Raw genomic sequence first — 14,709 nt, 5'->3', positions numbered from 1 at the left:
GCTGTAACACAAACTCCAAAGTTGCCCTACAGGCCTCAGTAAAGCCGAAGAATAAGGCTCCGAATTACGCCGCATGTTAGGGAAACATTGATTTAAGAACATCACGGGTGTCCTCTTCATGCCCCCCCATGGGCTCCCCCTGAAACCTAGCCCGACCGCCTCAGACCGTCAAGAAGATCATGGGCGTCCTCTTTTTCTTGCATCAAGTCGGGAACTCGCGCCTCAAAACGCTGCATGAATCCATTCGGCGCGCACACAGCAACACTTACAAAGGAGTCATCGTTTCCAGATTCACCCCTTCTCAATTCTATCTTTGGCTCCGTGAGAACGCCCTCCGACTCTTGAACAAAAGAGTTTACCCATTTGAACGCCTGAAGATCTTCCGTAGTAGGATTTTTCCTTTCTTCCCCGGGGGCCTCTTGACGCTCGAACCCGGATGGAGCGTTTCTATCCACAAACTCTTCTTGGGCGATCACTTGAAGGTCTCCCGCCCCCGTCTCGTTTGCCAGCTTTACCCGTTCGGAGTCGATTGAATGAGCCCACTCAATAAGCTCATCTAGGCCATCGTTACTTTTCTCGACTTGTTCTCCATTGAGAGATTCAACGGTATTAGTGATTTCCGTAACCAACCCCCACCACACGGCAATCATCGTTAGCGACACAACAGAGCTAACCACCGCCCAGTTGATGGCGGAAAGATATTGGCCGAGCCCTTCACCCCATAGAAGAATTCCTGAAGCAATAAATGATAGAGCGAAAGACAGCAACCATAGAAACCACCATAATTTAAGGCCACCGGTGCTGTTAAACCCCAGAATCAATATCTTTTCCTTCAGCGCCTGATAGGGCTTCCATATATTCAAAATCGGAACGAAATACCAGACCACTGACAATGTCGGATCAAACCGAGCATGACTATTATATGATTCGCTTACGACCCTGCTCATTAGGTACTTCCATACCAAGAACATAGCAAAGGGCAAAAGCAAAGGAACCGTATAGAGTAAAACCGGAATGAGTACGGCGTTATCTTCGATCCTCGACGCCAACACTGCCCTTTGAGTGCCCGATTCCGCCGCAAGATAGTCGACCACCAACCCTCTCTCCCTTATCCAAGAAAGCAAACCAAACCCGACCAGAAAACCATAAATCCAGAGAGAGGCGGAAAACCAGTTGCGGGCGACCGTCACATTGGCAATATGGGGCTCATTCACTTCATCCATGACCATCATTTCCTTTTAGAGTTTCGACTAGCAATTGCCAGTCTAAATTAAATCTGGTTCCTCGTCTCTCTCTCCCTAGGGAAACACTGATCAATGGGCCTGCATCCGGCTCCGTGCCCCGCCGAAGCGTTTTTGGAATGGCACTGGGGCCATTACGGCCGGCCTGGGCCCCTGTAACCGCCGTTTTTGGCGGTTACAGGGGCGATTTCCGGTCCTGCGGACACACTACCCCTGCGGCAGCAGCCCCCATCGTCGTGCGCGGTACAGGTTCGCTAGGGCGAACAGGCTGTGCAGCTGCGCGGTGTTCTTCTTGAGGCCCCGGTAGCGCACCTTGCGATACCCGAACAGGTTCTTCAGCACATGGAACGGATGCTCCACGACCGAACGCAACTGGGCCTTCTGCCGTTCATCGGCCCGCACCTGGTCGCGCTCTGGGCCTTCCGGCATCGCGCGCACCGTGCCGCGCTTGCGAGCGATGTGCGTCTCCGGACGATGCCCTTCCAATCGCTTCTCCGCACCGATGTAACCGGCATCGCCATGCAGACTGGCTTCCTCGCCGTGGAGCAGTTCCGGCACCTGCGAGACATCCGAGACGTTCGCCGCCGTGCCCTTCACCGTATGAACCAGCCCGGTGACGGCATCCGCACCGATATGCGCCTTCATCCCGAAGTACCACTGGTTGCCCTTCTTCGCCTGGTGCATCTCCGGATCGCGGGCCTTCTCCCGGTTCTTGGTGGAGGGCGGGGCCGCGATCAGGGTGGCATCCACGACCGTCCCTTCGCGCAGCAGCAGGCCCCGCTGCTGCAGATGGGCGTTGATCCGGTCGAAAATCACCTGGGTCAGGTTGTGCTGCTCCAGCAGCCGGCGGAACTGCAGCAGGGTCGTAGCATCCGGGGCGTCTTCGCGGCTCAGGTCGACCCCGACAAAGCTCCGGATCGCCTGGCTATCAAAGACCGCATCCTCGATCCCTTCATCCGACAGGTTGAAGCACTGCTGCACTAGCTGCGGGCAACGGGGTCAAACCTTGCCATTTGCCCGAGCGACATCGAAGGCAAAAGGCAAGGTTTGACCCCATATGCCCGCCTTTGGGCATTCTTCGGATGGGATGCTCACGGCTCTTCGATGTCTGCTAGTGCAGTGGGATCAAGCAGAACCGTGTGCTGCCTAGGATTCCTCTCGCAGACAAGGATGTCATCGCGTGGCCCGTTTTTTGGCCCAAGATTCCGCAACTTCATACCGGACCCGCACCACGGGCAGGTGCCCACAAATCTAGACAGAAAAACCCCGTCGCGGGTACCCAACTCCAGGTAAGTACGCCGAAACAGGAATGGGATGAATCGCGCCTGCTTGAGGAACTTCGCAGCCAGAACAGCGCTCCAGGCCAGCCCCAGGAGAATGAGGAACAGAAAATGAGCGCCGGGAGGGAGCGCGGGATCCCCGAAGGGGAAGATGGCGAAGTACAGACCGCCAATGCTTGCGAGACCCGATGTCCAGCCGAAGAGGGAAAGAGATTCTCTCTTGATGAGCCTCCTCCCGATCACCAGCCTCCGCTGAAGGTTAAGCTGCTCTGGAGTGAATTTTGGCGTGCCACCGTCGTACTTATCTCCAACGTGAAATTCGGCCCCACGCAGGTCGGCGCCTCCGACGTTGATACTCCCATCGCCGCTCTGCGAGCCACTATTCTTGTTGCTGGCCAACTCTTACCCCCTTGTAAACTACCGAAGCTCGCCTTCTTAAGGCATCCAACGCTTGGCTTTGCGGCGTATCGGAGCGCAGCGTAGGTGCGTCCGGCAACAGCCACTTGTTATACTTCAACCAGTTCCAAATTGGACAATATATCTACTGCCAGTGAATATATCGACAAGTAATCATATTGGTTTACGTGGGGATGCTTTTTAGGCATCCAATACCGACCATGGGCTAGCCAGTTTCGATAGTCCAAGGCTTTCCCCAAATTATCTAGCCTAGTTTTGTGGCTTGGACTTTCTTTTTTCCACGTATATAGAATATCATCAACAAGCGATGCTCGATTTTCCTTTGCGTCATATATTTCTCTAATCTTTCGGGAAAAATCATCTTTTAGCTTATCTTGACCTCGAACGAGGTAGTCGATTCTCAGTCTAGCCTCTACAGAGGCCAATAATTCTAGTGAACACATTCTATCAAGGGTATCTTTCCTGTCCTTCAGTTCTTTGTTTATTTCTTCCAATGAATACCCAATAAATTTCGCCGGGGCAGATCCTTCAGAGACCATATGAGAGTAATATGAATTCAAAGAGCCTTCACTGTCACTATAATATTCTTGGACTTGTTCAATTTTAGAGTGCTCATTTGAGAACGACGTCTTTCTTCTCTTACCCATTTACGATTTCCATAAGCGCATCAAAGAAATTATCTTCGTTAAACTCTGCGTAAGATATTTTTCTTGGCTCTCTTAAAACGATCTTCCACGTCCAGTCAGGAGCTTTCCTCTCCTCCGGCTTCTTCTCGGGCTGTCCTCCAATTGATACAGAAACATTAACCTTCATGCCCTTGCTATCTTTGTCCGCAAGAATGAACTGTACCCGCCCGCGTGCACCTTCTAAATCAATCCGACCTTTAGTTCCAATTAGTAGAGTTCCAATTGGCTCCAAGGTTATTTTTTGCCCAGCAAAATTAACATGCATAGCATCGACCTCATAGGTGCCGATGTTTTCTTCAGTAATCATCAATGGCTTGAGCTCGTACGATACTTTGCCATCAGCTTGGTAAGGTTCTAGCCATTCTTTGACTGATTCATAAAATTGATTTATATAATCAATCCACTCTTCCTTTTGCGCCTCCCAATCAATTTCTTTCTCTGGCGTCTTGGTAGCATGTTTATCCAGAAACTCTTCAAAATCTTTTTTGCTCATCTCTTCTTAATCTCCAACTGGAGTCCATGGCAGCGCATAACGCCGAAGCTAAGCGGCAGGCCCGCCGGAGGCGGGACTGTCGGCTTGAGCGTCTTGTTGGGTGACAATGCCGCTAGAGCTAAGGAATGCACGCAGCTCATGGAACTGCCGAAAGCAAAGCTCAGTGACATCGGTCAGTTTTCCTTCATGCTCGATATAGTGGTTGGCGCCCATATGCAATACGACACCCTCTGAAGTAGCTCGCTCTTCTTGGATTAAACGTGGCGTTTTGCGGAGGTCGAAGTTAACCGCGTTACCCGGTGGCGGAATGTAGCCAGAATGATCAATGCCGACATGCTTCTCGTGAATGGTGATGTTGCGAACACCCTGGCCACCTAGTAGCGCCGAGTGGGTGGCCTTGTATGCCTTGACTGCCTCAACGCCCGCAATTGGCTTTGCCTGCTCAAGAGCTGAATAAAGAGAGTTGAGGACAGCACTGAGCAAGTAGGAGACTTCCATCGCTGGCGTTGCACCGCTAGTAAGCGGGCGCTTTCTGTTTTCTAGAGCATCCAATAGCTCCAGAAAAAAGCTGGCCTCAGCGAGTTTGTCGGCACTGCTCATCTTGTCACCCAACAGTGATTAGATGGCGCGCGCGTATATCCGAATGAACGTGCGCGCGCGTTCATTCGGATATTGAACCGGGCTGAGGTCGGGAGAACTTGGCGGAGAATCAATTGGTTGGCGATCTGATTCTCGGTATATCCCGGAATATGTCGCAGTCCCGTTGATGCCGGTTGCTGGATACTGCCGGTCTCTCGACGTTTGTCTGAAGGGCCGGGCATCACACACTCCGCTCGCCGGCCCCGAGGGATTTGGGATAAGGGCTCAAGCGACACAACTGGTGGCCTAACCCTGGTGGGGTGTGTGCGACGCGGTCCCTTTTGGTGCGGATCGTCCAATACATTCCGAGCATGGAAAACTGGCGGTGGCTGGGCCTCCTTCTGCGACTGCGAACGCGCTGTCGCCCCGTGGTGCGCATGAATGAGAGCGATACTCACGAGCCGGCCCTCGTTACGGTCGTTCGTTGATCACCTGATCCGCCGGTCAGCAGGCGCAGGATCAATAACGCGAAGTCACGCTGCCGTTCGGGATCGTCCAGGACCTGCATGGACAGCTTTTCGTGGTCGGACATCGCGTCGAGGACGATGTCGGTGACGCGTTTGGGGAACAGGCCGTGCATGATCTGGTCGGGGGTGTGGTTTTCGACCTGGGACATCACGGCTTCGTCGCGGCGGATGCGTTCGGCGACGCCGTTGGCGAAGTGGAGCTTGTCTTCGTCGCTCACTTCGGCGCCGAACAGTTCGTTGAGTTGGTCGATGATCTCGGAGAGGCGTTTCTTTTCCGGGTCGTGGGGCTTGCCGGAGCCGACGTCGGAGACGGGTTTGAGGCCGTCGTAGTCTTCGCCCTCTTCCGCGAGGTTCAGGCGCTGTTCGGCGCGCTTGTTCAGGCGGTAGTGGGTGAGCTGCAGTTCGTCGACCTCGATGGTGTCTTCTTCCAGGTTCTCGATGCGCAGCAGCGGATGCAGGGCGCGCGCGAATACGCAAAGCTGTTCCAGCTCGCGGTCGTCGAAGTCGACGATCTGTGACAGGAACTCGTAGCTGCGCACGAAGCTCTGCAGGTTCTTGCGGAACAGGTCCAGTTCGTCGCGCGTGGTGTGGGCGTCCTTCAGCTCCTGCTCGGCGCGGTGCAGCCCGGTCTTGTCGCCGTTGCGCTCGGCTTCGGCGTAGGCGGCCTTCCAGGTCTGGATTTGCTCGAGCACGGCCTTGTAGCGGGTGGTGAAGCGCTCCTTCGACGGGTGACAGTAGTAGGCGAGCTGCTTGGCACTGGCCTTGGCATCAAAGAACGCGCGGGCGAAGTTCTCGACCTCTTCCCAGTGGTAGATGCCGGCGGCGTCCAGGCTGCTCTGCAGGTCGTAGACCACGTTGGGGTCGGACACGTCGGCCAGCTCGGCCTTGTTGTAGTACGGGCGGAAGGCCTCGAGGATGTCTTCGGCGTCGTTGAAGAAGTCGAGAACGAAGGTGTCCTCCTTGCCCGGGAAGGTCCGGTTGAGGCGCGAGAGCGTCTGCACGCACTCCACGCCCTGCAGTTTCTTGTCCACGTACATCGCGCACAGCTTCGGCTGGTCGAACCCGGTCTGGAACTTGTTGGCGACGATCATCACGTTGTATTCGTCGGTGTCGAACGCCTCGGCCAGGTCGCGCCCCTTCAGCCCCGGGTTGAGCAGCGAGCTGGTCTCGGTCACCTCTTCGGGGATCACGCCGTCCGGCAGCACGGAGCCGGAGAACGCAACCAGCGCATGCACATCGGTGTAGCCCTTGCCCTGGATGTACTCGCGCATCGCCAGGGCGTAGCGCACGGCCTCCTGCCGGCTGCCGGTCACCACCATGGCCTTGGCCTGGCCGTCCAGCAGATGGCGCACGTTGGCGCGGAAGTGCTCGACGATCACCTCCACCCGCTGGGCGATGTTGTAGGGGTGCAGCCGAACCCAGCGGGCCAGCTTCGCCGACGCCTTGCGCGACTCCACCTCCTGGTCCTCGCCATGCGGGTGGGCGAGCTTCCAGGCGGTGGCGTAGGTGGTGTAGTTCTTCAGCACGTCGAGGATGAACCCTTCCTCGATCGCCTGGCGCATGGAGTACAGGTGGAACGGCTCGGGCTTGTTGTCCGCCGAGGGCGGCAGCTCCGGATCCGGCGGGCGGCCGAACAGCTCCAGGGTCTTCGCCTTGGGGGTGGCGGTGAACGCGTAGTAGCTGATGCGCTCGGAGGGCTTGCGCGCGGCCACGGCCGCATCCATCAGCTCCTCCGCGCTGATCTCTTCGCCTTCCGGCTTGTCGGCGCCCAGGATCGCCTTCAGCTTGGTCGCAGAGGAACCGGTCTGCGAGGAATGCGCCTCGTCGGCGATCACCGCGTAGCGCCCGGCGGCCAGGTCCGGGCGCTTGTCCAGCGCGTCGAACAGCGCCGGGAAGGTCTGGATCGTCACGATGATGATCCGCGTCTGCTCGGCCAGCGCCTCGGCCAGTTGCTCCGACTTGCTCTGGTTGCCGATGTCGCGGGTAATCGGCCGCACCACGCCATGCGCGTGCTCGAACTGGTAGATGGTGTCCTGGAGCTGGCTGTCCAGCACCGTGCGGTCGGTGACCACCACCACCGAGTTGAACAGCTTCTGCCCCTGGTCGTCGTACAGCGAGGCGAGCTGGTGCGCCACCCAGGCGATGGAGTTGGACTTGCCCGAGCCCGCGCTGTGCTGGATCAGGTAGCGGTTGCCCGCGCCTTCCTCGCGCGTGGCCTCGATCAGCCGGTTCACCACGTCCCACTGGTGGAAGCGCGGGAAGATCAGCGACTCCTTCTTGCTGCGCTTACCGTGGAAGTCCTCCACGGTCTTCTGTTCCAGATGCAGGAAGCGGCCGATCACCTTCAGCCAGGCATCCGGCTGGAACACGCGCTGCCACAGGTAGCCGGTCGCGTAGGAATCGGCATCGGGGGGTGCCGGGTTGCCGGCGCCGCCATCCTGCGTGCCCAGGTTGAAGGGCAGGAAGAAGGTGTCCTTCCCGGCCAGGCGGGTGGCCATCGCCACCTCGAACTGGCTCACCGCAAAATGAACCAGCGCCCCGCGCTTGAAGGTCAGCAACGGCTCCGGCTTGCGCGTGACCGGGTCCTTCACTGGCCGATCGCGCCGATACTGGCGCTTGGCGTTCTCCACCGACTGCTTGAACTCGCTCTTCAGCTCCAGCGTGGCGGTGGGGATGCCGTTGACGAACAGCACGAGATCCAGGCGCGGGTTGTACTCCCCCGATCGCGCATGGGGCGAATACGAGACCTCCGGCACCACGCGCAGCCGGTTGGCGCGATAGCGCGCCAGGGACTCGGGGTTCATGCCGTGATCCGGGCGGAAGCTGCACAGGTCGAACTTCACCCCCGGCGTCTTGATGCCGTGGCGCAGCACATCCAGCGTGCCGTGGCGCTCCAGATCGCGGGTGACCGCCCTGATCAGCGCGCGCTGCGGATCCTGCGGGTTCTTCGCGGCGAACTTCTCCCAGCGCTCCGGCCAGGCCTCCTGCAGGTAGGCAACCAGATCCTCGGTGTACAGCGCGGTCGGCGCATCGAAGCCGCTGGCCGGCCCGGTCAGCCAGCCGTCGGCGGTCAACTCATCAATAATGTCCTGCTGAAACTGCGCTTCCCTGCTATCCGCCATCAAGCCATCCTATTTCCCGCTTGTGTGCCCGGTGCCCTACCCTCTCAGCCGGTCTCTCGATCCCACGTATACCGTACCTTGAGATTATTCATCTGCTTCCAGTGCAGCAGACCTTCCTTTTGCAACCGCCCGACCACGATACCCGGTGCAACGCCGACGTTCCGCGCGAACTCCGCCACGGCATCCGGTGACAAGCCCGATCGGCTCAGTCTCTGCCAGGCCTCGGGCGGGATCAAATGATCCTCGGCGAAAGCATTGGCCTCCTGTTCTTCCTTGCCGTCGAGCCCGCCTTCCGTGTCCACGAAGGCGACTCGTTTCCCGTGGAGGACCAGATGGGCCGCCTCATGGAAAAAAGAAAACCACAAATGGTCATTCGACCTGTGCCGCAGACTCAGCGCAATCAGTGCCTTGTTGGGAGCCACCCAGCGCGTTGCTCCACTGACGGGGCAGCCCTTCGGCGCCTCAACGAACACGACTGCAACGCCAACCTTTCGACAAACCTCCACCAGTGGCGGTATGAACGTCTCCGGGCTGGTTTCACTGGTCAATTCCCGTACGTGTTCCAGTGCCAGTTCAAATCCCTTGCGATCGAAGGAGTTGCACTCGATCTCTGCCGCCATCCGCTCAGCCTGCCGGAACCATGCACCGACAGCCGCTCCCTTCCGCTCGAACGTCGGAGAGGCCCGGAAAGCCGCGTTCCCGGCCGAGTACCCCTCACACCAGGCATCCACCGAAGCCACCCCGAAAAACCCCAGGCATTCGGCGACTTGCTGACCCTTGTGCGAAAACCGCCGGATCCAGCCAAGGCGAACCATCTCCGCCAGCGGCAACTCCTTCAGCCACCCTGCCTGCGCCTTCAGAGTCTCGAGCTCCTGCTGCCGGATCAGCGCCTCACGGTACTGCGCTTCGCGTTCCAGCCAAAAGCGTGCTGTACCGCCAAGTACGCGCTCCAGGCGCAAGGCTGCTTCTTCCGTAAGCGGTACCTTCCCCTTGATGAGCTGATTGACGTGCTTGGAACTGTAATCGAGCCGCTGACCCAGCTCTCGCTGACTCCAGCCTTGCTCCTCAAGCAGATCCGCGATGGTCTCTCCGGGTGGAGAGACCCAGTCTGGCGTCCCGGTTTGTGCAAATTCAGTCATGGTAATCACCAACCCATACGATGCGGATGCGGTCCACCGCAGACCATGCGATACCGCCATCTGGCTTGCGCGGCCAGGGGTGGTCGGCAGGTTCAAAACACAACCGCACGCCACCCTGCAGGGAGAGGCAAAACCAGCCCTCGCGATCGCCCTTCAATGGATGGGGATGCCCCGCCACCGGTTCTGTCGGATTGGAGGCGGCAAAGAGATCCGCCAGGCGGGCGCGTAATTTCCGGGCGCAGGCTGCGCCAAGTTGTCGTTGCGCCTTACGCCCCTGCAGGCATAGCGCTTCCAGTGCCGCGTCCTTGTAGTCGACTTCCATCCCTGGATCTACCTGTTAGCGTAAATGATATTTACCCATCAGGTAAACACTTAGAATCACGGAGCTGCCATTCCGCACACACCGGGGCCATGTGACCGGAGATGACTCGCCGCGCTCATCCTTCGGGCCGGCCTGCGACCGCTCAACGCCCCGCTAATGTCTGCCGCCGGCGCCACCCTTCAGCGGCTTGTTGGCGGCTTCCGCTTGCAGGCGCTCGACCAGCCACACCTTGATGATGGATTGACGGGTCACGCCGATGCGTGCCGCCTCGCGATCCAGCGACTCGACCACCCAGGCGGGAAAGTCGACGTTGATGCGCTTTTGTTCCTGGTTGACGCGGCGCGCCGACGAGAGCTCGAGATCGCCAACGATGTCTTCCTGCCCTTCGTCGAATTTTTTGTCGAAGTCTTTAGCTTTCATAAAGCTCAACCTCCTGCTTGCGGGAGCGCCTGACGGAAATCAGGCGAATACGGCCTTCCCTGTAGTGACAACAGCCGACCAGTGTCTCCCAGCAATCTTCCCAATCAGCAGGAATCGCGGCTCGCCCTCCGAAAACGGCGGGGCCTGTCATAGCGCTTCAGGACTGGCTTCGGCAGCTTCGGCGACCAACTGTTCCTGCCATTCCGCGTACGTCTGGCCCGAGTCCTCCGCCTTCCATGCGGTACGCCCGTTGGCGGCACGTCCGACCACGATGGCCGCGGCCGCGCTGGGGCTGGAAAACGCGTAATCGCGCGCGAAGGTCAGCAACCCCGCCCCATCGTCCACGAGCACGGCTTCCTCGCCGAGTTGCTCATACAGGCGCTTATAGCTGTGGCTGGCTTGCGACCACTCGGCACGGGCCTTCGATCCCTCCAGCACGAAGAACTCGCCTTCTACCTCCTGCCCGTGGGCGGTGATGCCGTACTTCGGCACCTCCATCCGGAAGATCGGCGAGGCATCCGAGCCGGCATCCCCCTCCGAGCCCGTCAACGTGTCGCGGGAACGTGGGCGCGAGGCGTCGCGCAGGAACTCGAAGCCGAGCACGGGAAGGACGGTACGGATCTGCTCCAGAAAGAAGGCCATATCCGCCTGATCGGCCTCGGGCAGGTTGATGTACTCGTGGTTGGTGCCGTTGGTCAGGGTGCAGCGGCCCAGGGCCTTCGCCTGCTGGATCAGCAGGCTCTCCAGGTACTTCACATGCGCCTTGGTCAGGTTCTGGTCCTTACTGGTGACCAGACAGACTTTCTCCCAGAAGTCCTTGCCGCCCTGCTCCTCGGTGCGGTTGTGCTGCTTCAGGCGCTTGCCCACATCATCGGACTCGCCGATGTACACCTGCGGGCGCAGGCTGTTCTCCTCGTCCGGCCCGACCAGAAAGTAGATGCCGGTACGCCCGCACTCCGGCCGCTGCACCAGCTCGCTCAGCTTGCCGCGCGGCCCGGTGAGCACATGCCCGGTCCAGTTCATGATCTCGGCCGTCAGCAGGCCGTGCGGCGTGCCATCGACCAGGAAGAGGCGGAGGCTGCGGCCCTGGGTCATGCCGCACCTCCCTGCGTCGAGTATCCGGCCTGTTCCTCCGCAACCATTGAGAGTTCGGGTTCCTCCTGCTCAGCAGCACCCGCCCAACCACGCACGTCGATCTTGCCGGTAACCGCCGCGGATATCAGGGCAGAGCGCCGTTCTCTGAGCAGATCTACGTTTTCTTCGGACTCGGCTAGCAAGGCATCAATCCGACGGATGTGAGAGGAGAGATATCTCGAAATCGATAGCTGTTCATCAGTCGACGGAAGATAAATCTGCAACTTCGTGAAGTCTGCCCCAGAAAGGTGGGTTTGATTAAATCCATCGTCTTTATACAAGAGCGCCGGATGGCGATTTAACAAGAAAAATAAAAACAACGATAAAGCGCCAATCGGCCTAATTCTGCACACACGCTGATTTACAGCATACAACCCCGAGTATTCCACAAGGAAGGATCTCGCTAGCGCTCTACCATTTGGGAGGTCGCTCATGACCATAAGCACGTCACCCTCATCGGCGGGAGTGAGGTTCTCTGTGCATCTTTTAACTGCACGACCGTTGGTGGAAATGAAACGTGAATTCACGCAAATGTATTCACCATCCTCATCTACAAATGGTTCATGCGCTTTTCCCTGTGTAAACTCCACAATATCCCCCAACCGCTTCAACTCCCAATGCGCCGGCACCTCGCCCAGCCACTCGACGCCGGAATCCTTCATGGGCACGTTGGGGTCGAGGCCCTTGGTGACGGCGTGGGAGATCACCGCCTGCCGCTTCTCCTTCAGCAGCTCGATCAGCCGCCGCTGCTCCTCGATCAGCCCATCGATCCTTTCGATCTCACACTTCAGAAACGATGTGATTTGCTCCTGCTCGATCCGCGGAGGTATCGGCACCCGGGTGGAACTCACGAACTCGGACTCCAGGCTTTCAACCGTTGCCCCTTGCTTGGACCATTCAAACAAGAGTTCCCGGTTCAAACCCTGGACCATCCTTAAAAAGAACTGGGGCAGCATACGTTCCCTGACATCGTATGCCCTGACATCCTGATTGACTGTTACAGCAACCTCGTTGATTGCAGCCGGTATCCGTTTCTGCAGAATCCCGGACCGGAACACCAAAAGAACTCGCCCTGGCTCGATCAAGCGGGCTGGTGAAGAGTGAAGCGCCGCCTCCGATAGCGTGTCGATGGTGCTCTCAATGCGCTCCACCTTCATATCCTTCGGGGTAACCCACGGCACACCACCGTTCCAATACTGGAGGTCATCTTTTGGCGGAGTGCCACCTCCTTGTGAACGCGCAAAATGGCCGAGTCGGATCACTTCCCAATGCGCCGGCACCTCCCCCAGCCACTCGACACCGGAGTCCTTGTACTCGGGATACTTCGGGAAGCTCACGCCGACAGCTCCTCGATCATTTGCTTAATGCGGGTGGTGACGGCCTTCAGGTCAGCGTCGATCTCCTCCAGCGGGCGCGGGGGCTGGAACACGTAGAAGTGGCGGTTGAACGGGATCTCGTAGCCGACGATGCCGATCTCGCCGTCCTGTTCGTCGCGTTTGTTCTCGTCGATCCAGGCGTCCGGGACGTGCGGCTTCACCTCGCGTTCGAAGTAGTCGAACACGTCTTCGCCCAGCGGGACGTTCTCGGTGTCGCGCAGGTCGCTGTCCGGTTCCGGGTTGCCCTGCTTGTCGGTGCACAGATCGGCTTCGGGGTCGCGTTCGCTGAGGGCGTTGACCACGGCCTTGAGCGCCGGGGCGGCCAGCTTGAGGTCGAGGGCCTTCAGCGCGGCCTGCAGGTCCTTCAGGAAGGCCTCGCGGTTGCGGTACAGGGTGTCGGCACCCAGGCGCTCGCAGGCGGCCTGCACGCCGAGTCGGGTGGTGTCGTCCAGCTTCTGGATGGCCTTTTCGGCCAGCATGCGTTCGATGCGCTCGGGGCTGGCCTGGAAGTTCAGGCGCAGGGGGCGCTCGACGGTGACCCGCCGGTAGCCGAAGGCCTCGGTCGGGAAGATCTTGCTCTTCTCGCCTTCCTCGAAGCCGCCGTAGGTGCGCACGATGGCGTCGATGTCCGCATCGGTGACGTACTGGCGCTTGGAGCCGAGCGATTTGCGCATCTTGGCGTAGCGGTCGGTGGCGTCGATGAGCTGGACGCGGCCGCGGCGCTCGGCGGGCTTGTGGTTGGACAGCACCCAGACGTAGGTGGCGATGCCGGTGTTGTAGAACATGTCGGTGGGCAGGCCGATGATGGCCTCCACGAAGTCGTGCTCCAGCAGGTAGCGCCGGATCTCGGACTCGCCGCTACCGGCGCCGCCGGTGAACAGCGGCGAGCCATTCAGGATGATGCCGATGCGCGAGCCGCCCTGGCGCGGGTCGCGCATCTTGCTGACCAGGTGCAGCAGGAACAGCAGCGAGCCGTCGGAGACGCGCGGCAGGCCCGGGCCGAAGCGGCCGTTGAAGCCCTTGTGCTTGTGTTCGTCGGTCACCTGCTTCTGGACCTTCTTCCACTCCACGCCGAACGGCGGATTGGCGAGCATGAAGTCGGCGTGCAGGTCTTCGAGCTGATCATCCGAGAGCGTGTTGCCCAGCTTGATGTTCTCGACGTTCTGGCCCTTCACCAGCATGTCCGCCTTGCAGATGGCGTAGGACTCGGGGTTCAGCTCCTGCCCGTGCAGGGACACGCTCACGTCCTGGCTGATCTGCTGGATGTATTCGTCGCTCTCGGACAGGAAGCCGCCGGTGCCGCAGGTCGGGTCGTACACGGTGACGATGGCGTGCGGCTTGAGCTTGTGGTCCTGGCCGGTGAGCACCAGCGAGGTGGTCAGGTGCACGATATCGCGCGGGGTGAAGTGCTCCCCGGCGGTCTCGTTGGAGCTCTCCGCGAACTTGCGGATCAGCTCTTCGAACACCAGCCCCATGCCGAAGTTGGAGATACGCGCGGGGCGCAGGTCGATGGCGGCGAAGCGCTGCACGACCTGATAGAGCAGGTTGTTGGCCGCAAGCTGCTCGACGAAGTCCCCGAAGTGGAAGTGATCGAAGATCTCGCCAGCGTGCGAGCTGAAGGATTCGATGTAGCTCATCAGGTCATCGGCCGTCTGCGTGTCCGACAGGCTGGCAAGCGACAGTGGCGAGGTGTTGAAGAACGGCTGGTCGACCTCGCGCAGCAGGACCTTCTCCCGCACCGAATCCGGCTTGTTCTCGTGCGCCTTGGCCGCCGCCAGGACCTTGTCCTTCGTTGGCTCCAGCACGCACTCCAGCCGCCGCAGCAGCGTGAACGGCAGGATCACCCGCCCATACTGCGACTGCTTGAAGTCCCCCCGCAGCAGATCCGCCACCGACCAGATCCACGCCGCCGTCTCCGAATGATTCTCCGTGTTCAACCCCTGCTCCCCTGTTGCTGTTCACCCACCCGAGGG

The 14,709-nt window shown here is 59.3% G+C and carries 13 protein-coding genes and 1 pseudogene; all 14 read right to left on the bottom strand.

All coding sequences use genetic code 11. The features are described from left to right. Positions 1–146: 146 nt before the first annotated feature. Positions 147–1,223 carry a DUF4328 domain-containing protein gene (locus F816_RS0100500; RefSeq protein ID WP_081622654.1) on the bottom strand — a complete coding sequence of 359 codons (1,077 nt, stop codon included), beginning with the start codon at positions 1,221–1,223 and terminating at the stop codon, positions 147–149. A 225-nt stretch (positions 1,224–1,448) separates the two neighbouring features. Next, complete coding sequence (locus tag F816_RS13940) at positions 1,449–2,222, bottom strand: IS5 family transposase (protein WP_019593077.1); 774 nt, start codon at positions 2,220–2,222, stop codon at positions 1,449–1,451. Between the two features lie 110 nt (positions 2,223–2,332). Then, on the bottom strand, positions 2,333–2,920 hold the full coding sequence (locus F816_RS0100490) for a hypothetical protein (RefSeq protein WP_019593076.1): 588 nt from the start codon (positions 2,918–2,920) through the stop codon (positions 2,333–2,335). A 107-nt stretch (positions 2,921–3,027) separates the two neighbouring features. Beyond that, positions 3,028–3,585 carry a hypothetical protein gene (locus F816_RS14800; protein WP_155998472.1) on the bottom strand — a complete coding sequence of 186 codons (558 nt, stop codon included), beginning with the start codon at positions 3,583–3,585 and terminating at the stop codon, positions 3,028–3,030. Beyond that, positions 3,578–4,117, bottom strand: coding sequence for a hypothetical protein (locus F816_RS14795; RefSeq protein WP_155998469.1), 540 nt, complete (start codon positions 4,115–4,117; stop codon positions 3,578–3,580). Before F816_RS14795 ends, F816_RS14800 begins: the two co-directional genes overlap by 8 nt. 48 nt (positions 4,118–4,165) lie before the next feature. Continuing rightward, complete coding sequence (locus F816_RS14790; protein ID WP_155998466.1) at positions 4,166–4,717, bottom strand: hypothetical protein; 552 nt, start codon at positions 4,715–4,717, stop codon at positions 4,166–4,168. Positions 4,718–5,150: 433 nt separating this feature from the next. Continuing rightward, positions 5,151–8,345, bottom strand: a complete 3,195-nt coding sequence (locus tag F816_RS0100480; protein WP_019593074.1) for a type I restriction endonuclease subunit R — start codon at positions 8,343–8,345, stop codon at positions 5,151–5,153. Between the two features lie 44 nt (positions 8,346–8,389). Then, the gene (locus F816_RS0100475; RefSeq protein ID WP_019593073.1) at positions 8,390–9,484 is read right to left on the bottom strand and encodes a helix-turn-helix domain-containing protein; all 1,095 of its coding nucleotides are present in this window, start codon (positions 9,482–9,484) and stop codon (positions 8,390–8,392) included. Then, on the bottom strand, positions 9,477–9,806 hold the full coding sequence (locus tag F816_RS14235) for a type II toxin-antitoxin system RelE/ParE family toxin (protein WP_081622642.1): 330 nt from the start codon (positions 9,804–9,806) through the stop codon (positions 9,477–9,479). Before F816_RS14235 ends, F816_RS0100475 begins: the two co-directional genes overlap by 8 nt. Before the next feature lie 153 nt (positions 9,807–9,959). Next, positions 9,960–10,226: a type II toxin-antitoxin system BrnA family antitoxin gene (brnA, locus tag F816_RS0100470; RefSeq protein ID WP_019593072.1), complete on the bottom strand. Its 267-nt coding sequence runs from the start codon at positions 10,224–10,226 to the stop codon at positions 9,960–9,962. Next, positions 10,216–10,358, bottom strand: a pseudogene (locus F816_RS15025) (BrnT family toxin); the annotation flags it as partial. The pseudogene F816_RS15025 and the gene brnA, both read right to left, overlap by 11 nt. Positions 10,359–10,373: 15 nt before the next feature. Further along, complete coding sequence (locus tag F816_RS0100465; protein WP_019593071.1) at positions 10,374–11,321, bottom strand: GIY-YIG nuclease family protein; 948 nt, start codon at positions 11,319–11,321, stop codon at positions 10,374–10,376. Next, on the bottom strand, positions 11,318–12,697 hold the full coding sequence (locus F816_RS13935) for a restriction endonuclease subunit S (protein WP_019593070.1): 1,380 nt from the start codon (positions 12,695–12,697) through the stop codon (positions 11,318–11,320). Before F816_RS13935 ends, F816_RS0100465 begins: the two co-directional genes overlap by 4 nt. Next, on the bottom strand, positions 12,694–14,673 hold the full coding sequence (locus F816_RS0100455; RefSeq protein ID WP_019593069.1) for a class I SAM-dependent DNA methyltransferase: 1,980 nt from the start codon (positions 14,671–14,673) through the stop codon (positions 12,694–12,696). The genes F816_RS13935 and F816_RS0100455 overlap by 4 nt, the downstream gene beginning before the upstream one ends. Between the last annotated feature and the right edge of the window lie 36 nt (positions 14,674–14,709).

Source organism: Thioalkalivibrio sp. ALM2T (assembly GCF_000381505.1).
In the GTDB taxonomy this organism is placed as follows: domain Bacteria; phylum Pseudomonadota; class Gammaproteobacteria; order Ectothiorhodospirales; family Ectothiorhodospiraceae; genus Thioalkalivibrio; species Thioalkalivibrio versutus.
This window is presented reverse-complemented; position numbering and strand designations above follow the sequence as displayed.

What these genes read in the sequence shown, in the direction of transcription:
- F816_RS0100500 (WP_081622654.1), bottom strand. Translation starts at nt 1,223, where the DNA reads ATGGATGAAGTGAATGAGCCCCATATTGCCAATGTGACGGTCGCCCGC.
- F816_RS14800 (WP_155998472.1), bottom strand. Translation starts at nt 3,585, where the DNA reads ATGGGTAAGAGAAGAAAGACGTCGTTCTCAAATGAGCACTCTAAAATT.
- F816_RS14795 (WP_155998469.1), bottom strand. Translation starts at nt 4,117, where the DNA reads ATGAGCAAAAAAGATTTTGAAGAGTTTCTGGATAAACATGCTACCAAG.
- F816_RS14790 (WP_155998466.1), bottom strand. Translation starts at nt 4,717, where the DNA reads ATGAGCAGTGCCGACAAACTCGCTGAGGCCAGCTTTTTTCTGGAGCTA.
- F816_RS0100480 (WP_019593074.1), bottom strand. Translation starts at nt 8,345, where the DNA reads ATGGCGGATAGCAGGGAAGCGCAGTTTCAGCAGGACATTATTGATGAG.
- F816_RS0100475 (WP_019593073.1), bottom strand. Translation starts at nt 9,484, where the DNA reads ATGACTGAATTTGCACAAACCGGGACGCCAGACTGGGTCTCTCCACCC.
- F816_RS14235 (WP_081622642.1), bottom strand. Translation starts at nt 9,806, where the DNA reads ATGGAAGTCGACTACAAGGACGCGGCACTGGAAGCGCTATGCCTGCAG.
- brnA (WP_019593072.1), bottom strand. Translation starts at nt 10,226, where the DNA reads ATGAAAGCTAAAGACTTCGACAAAAAATTCGACGAAGGGCAGGAAGAC.
- F816_RS0100465 (WP_019593071.1), bottom strand. Translation starts at nt 11,321, where the DNA reads ATGACCCAGGGCCGCAGCCTCCGCCTCTTCCTGGTCGATGGCACGCCG.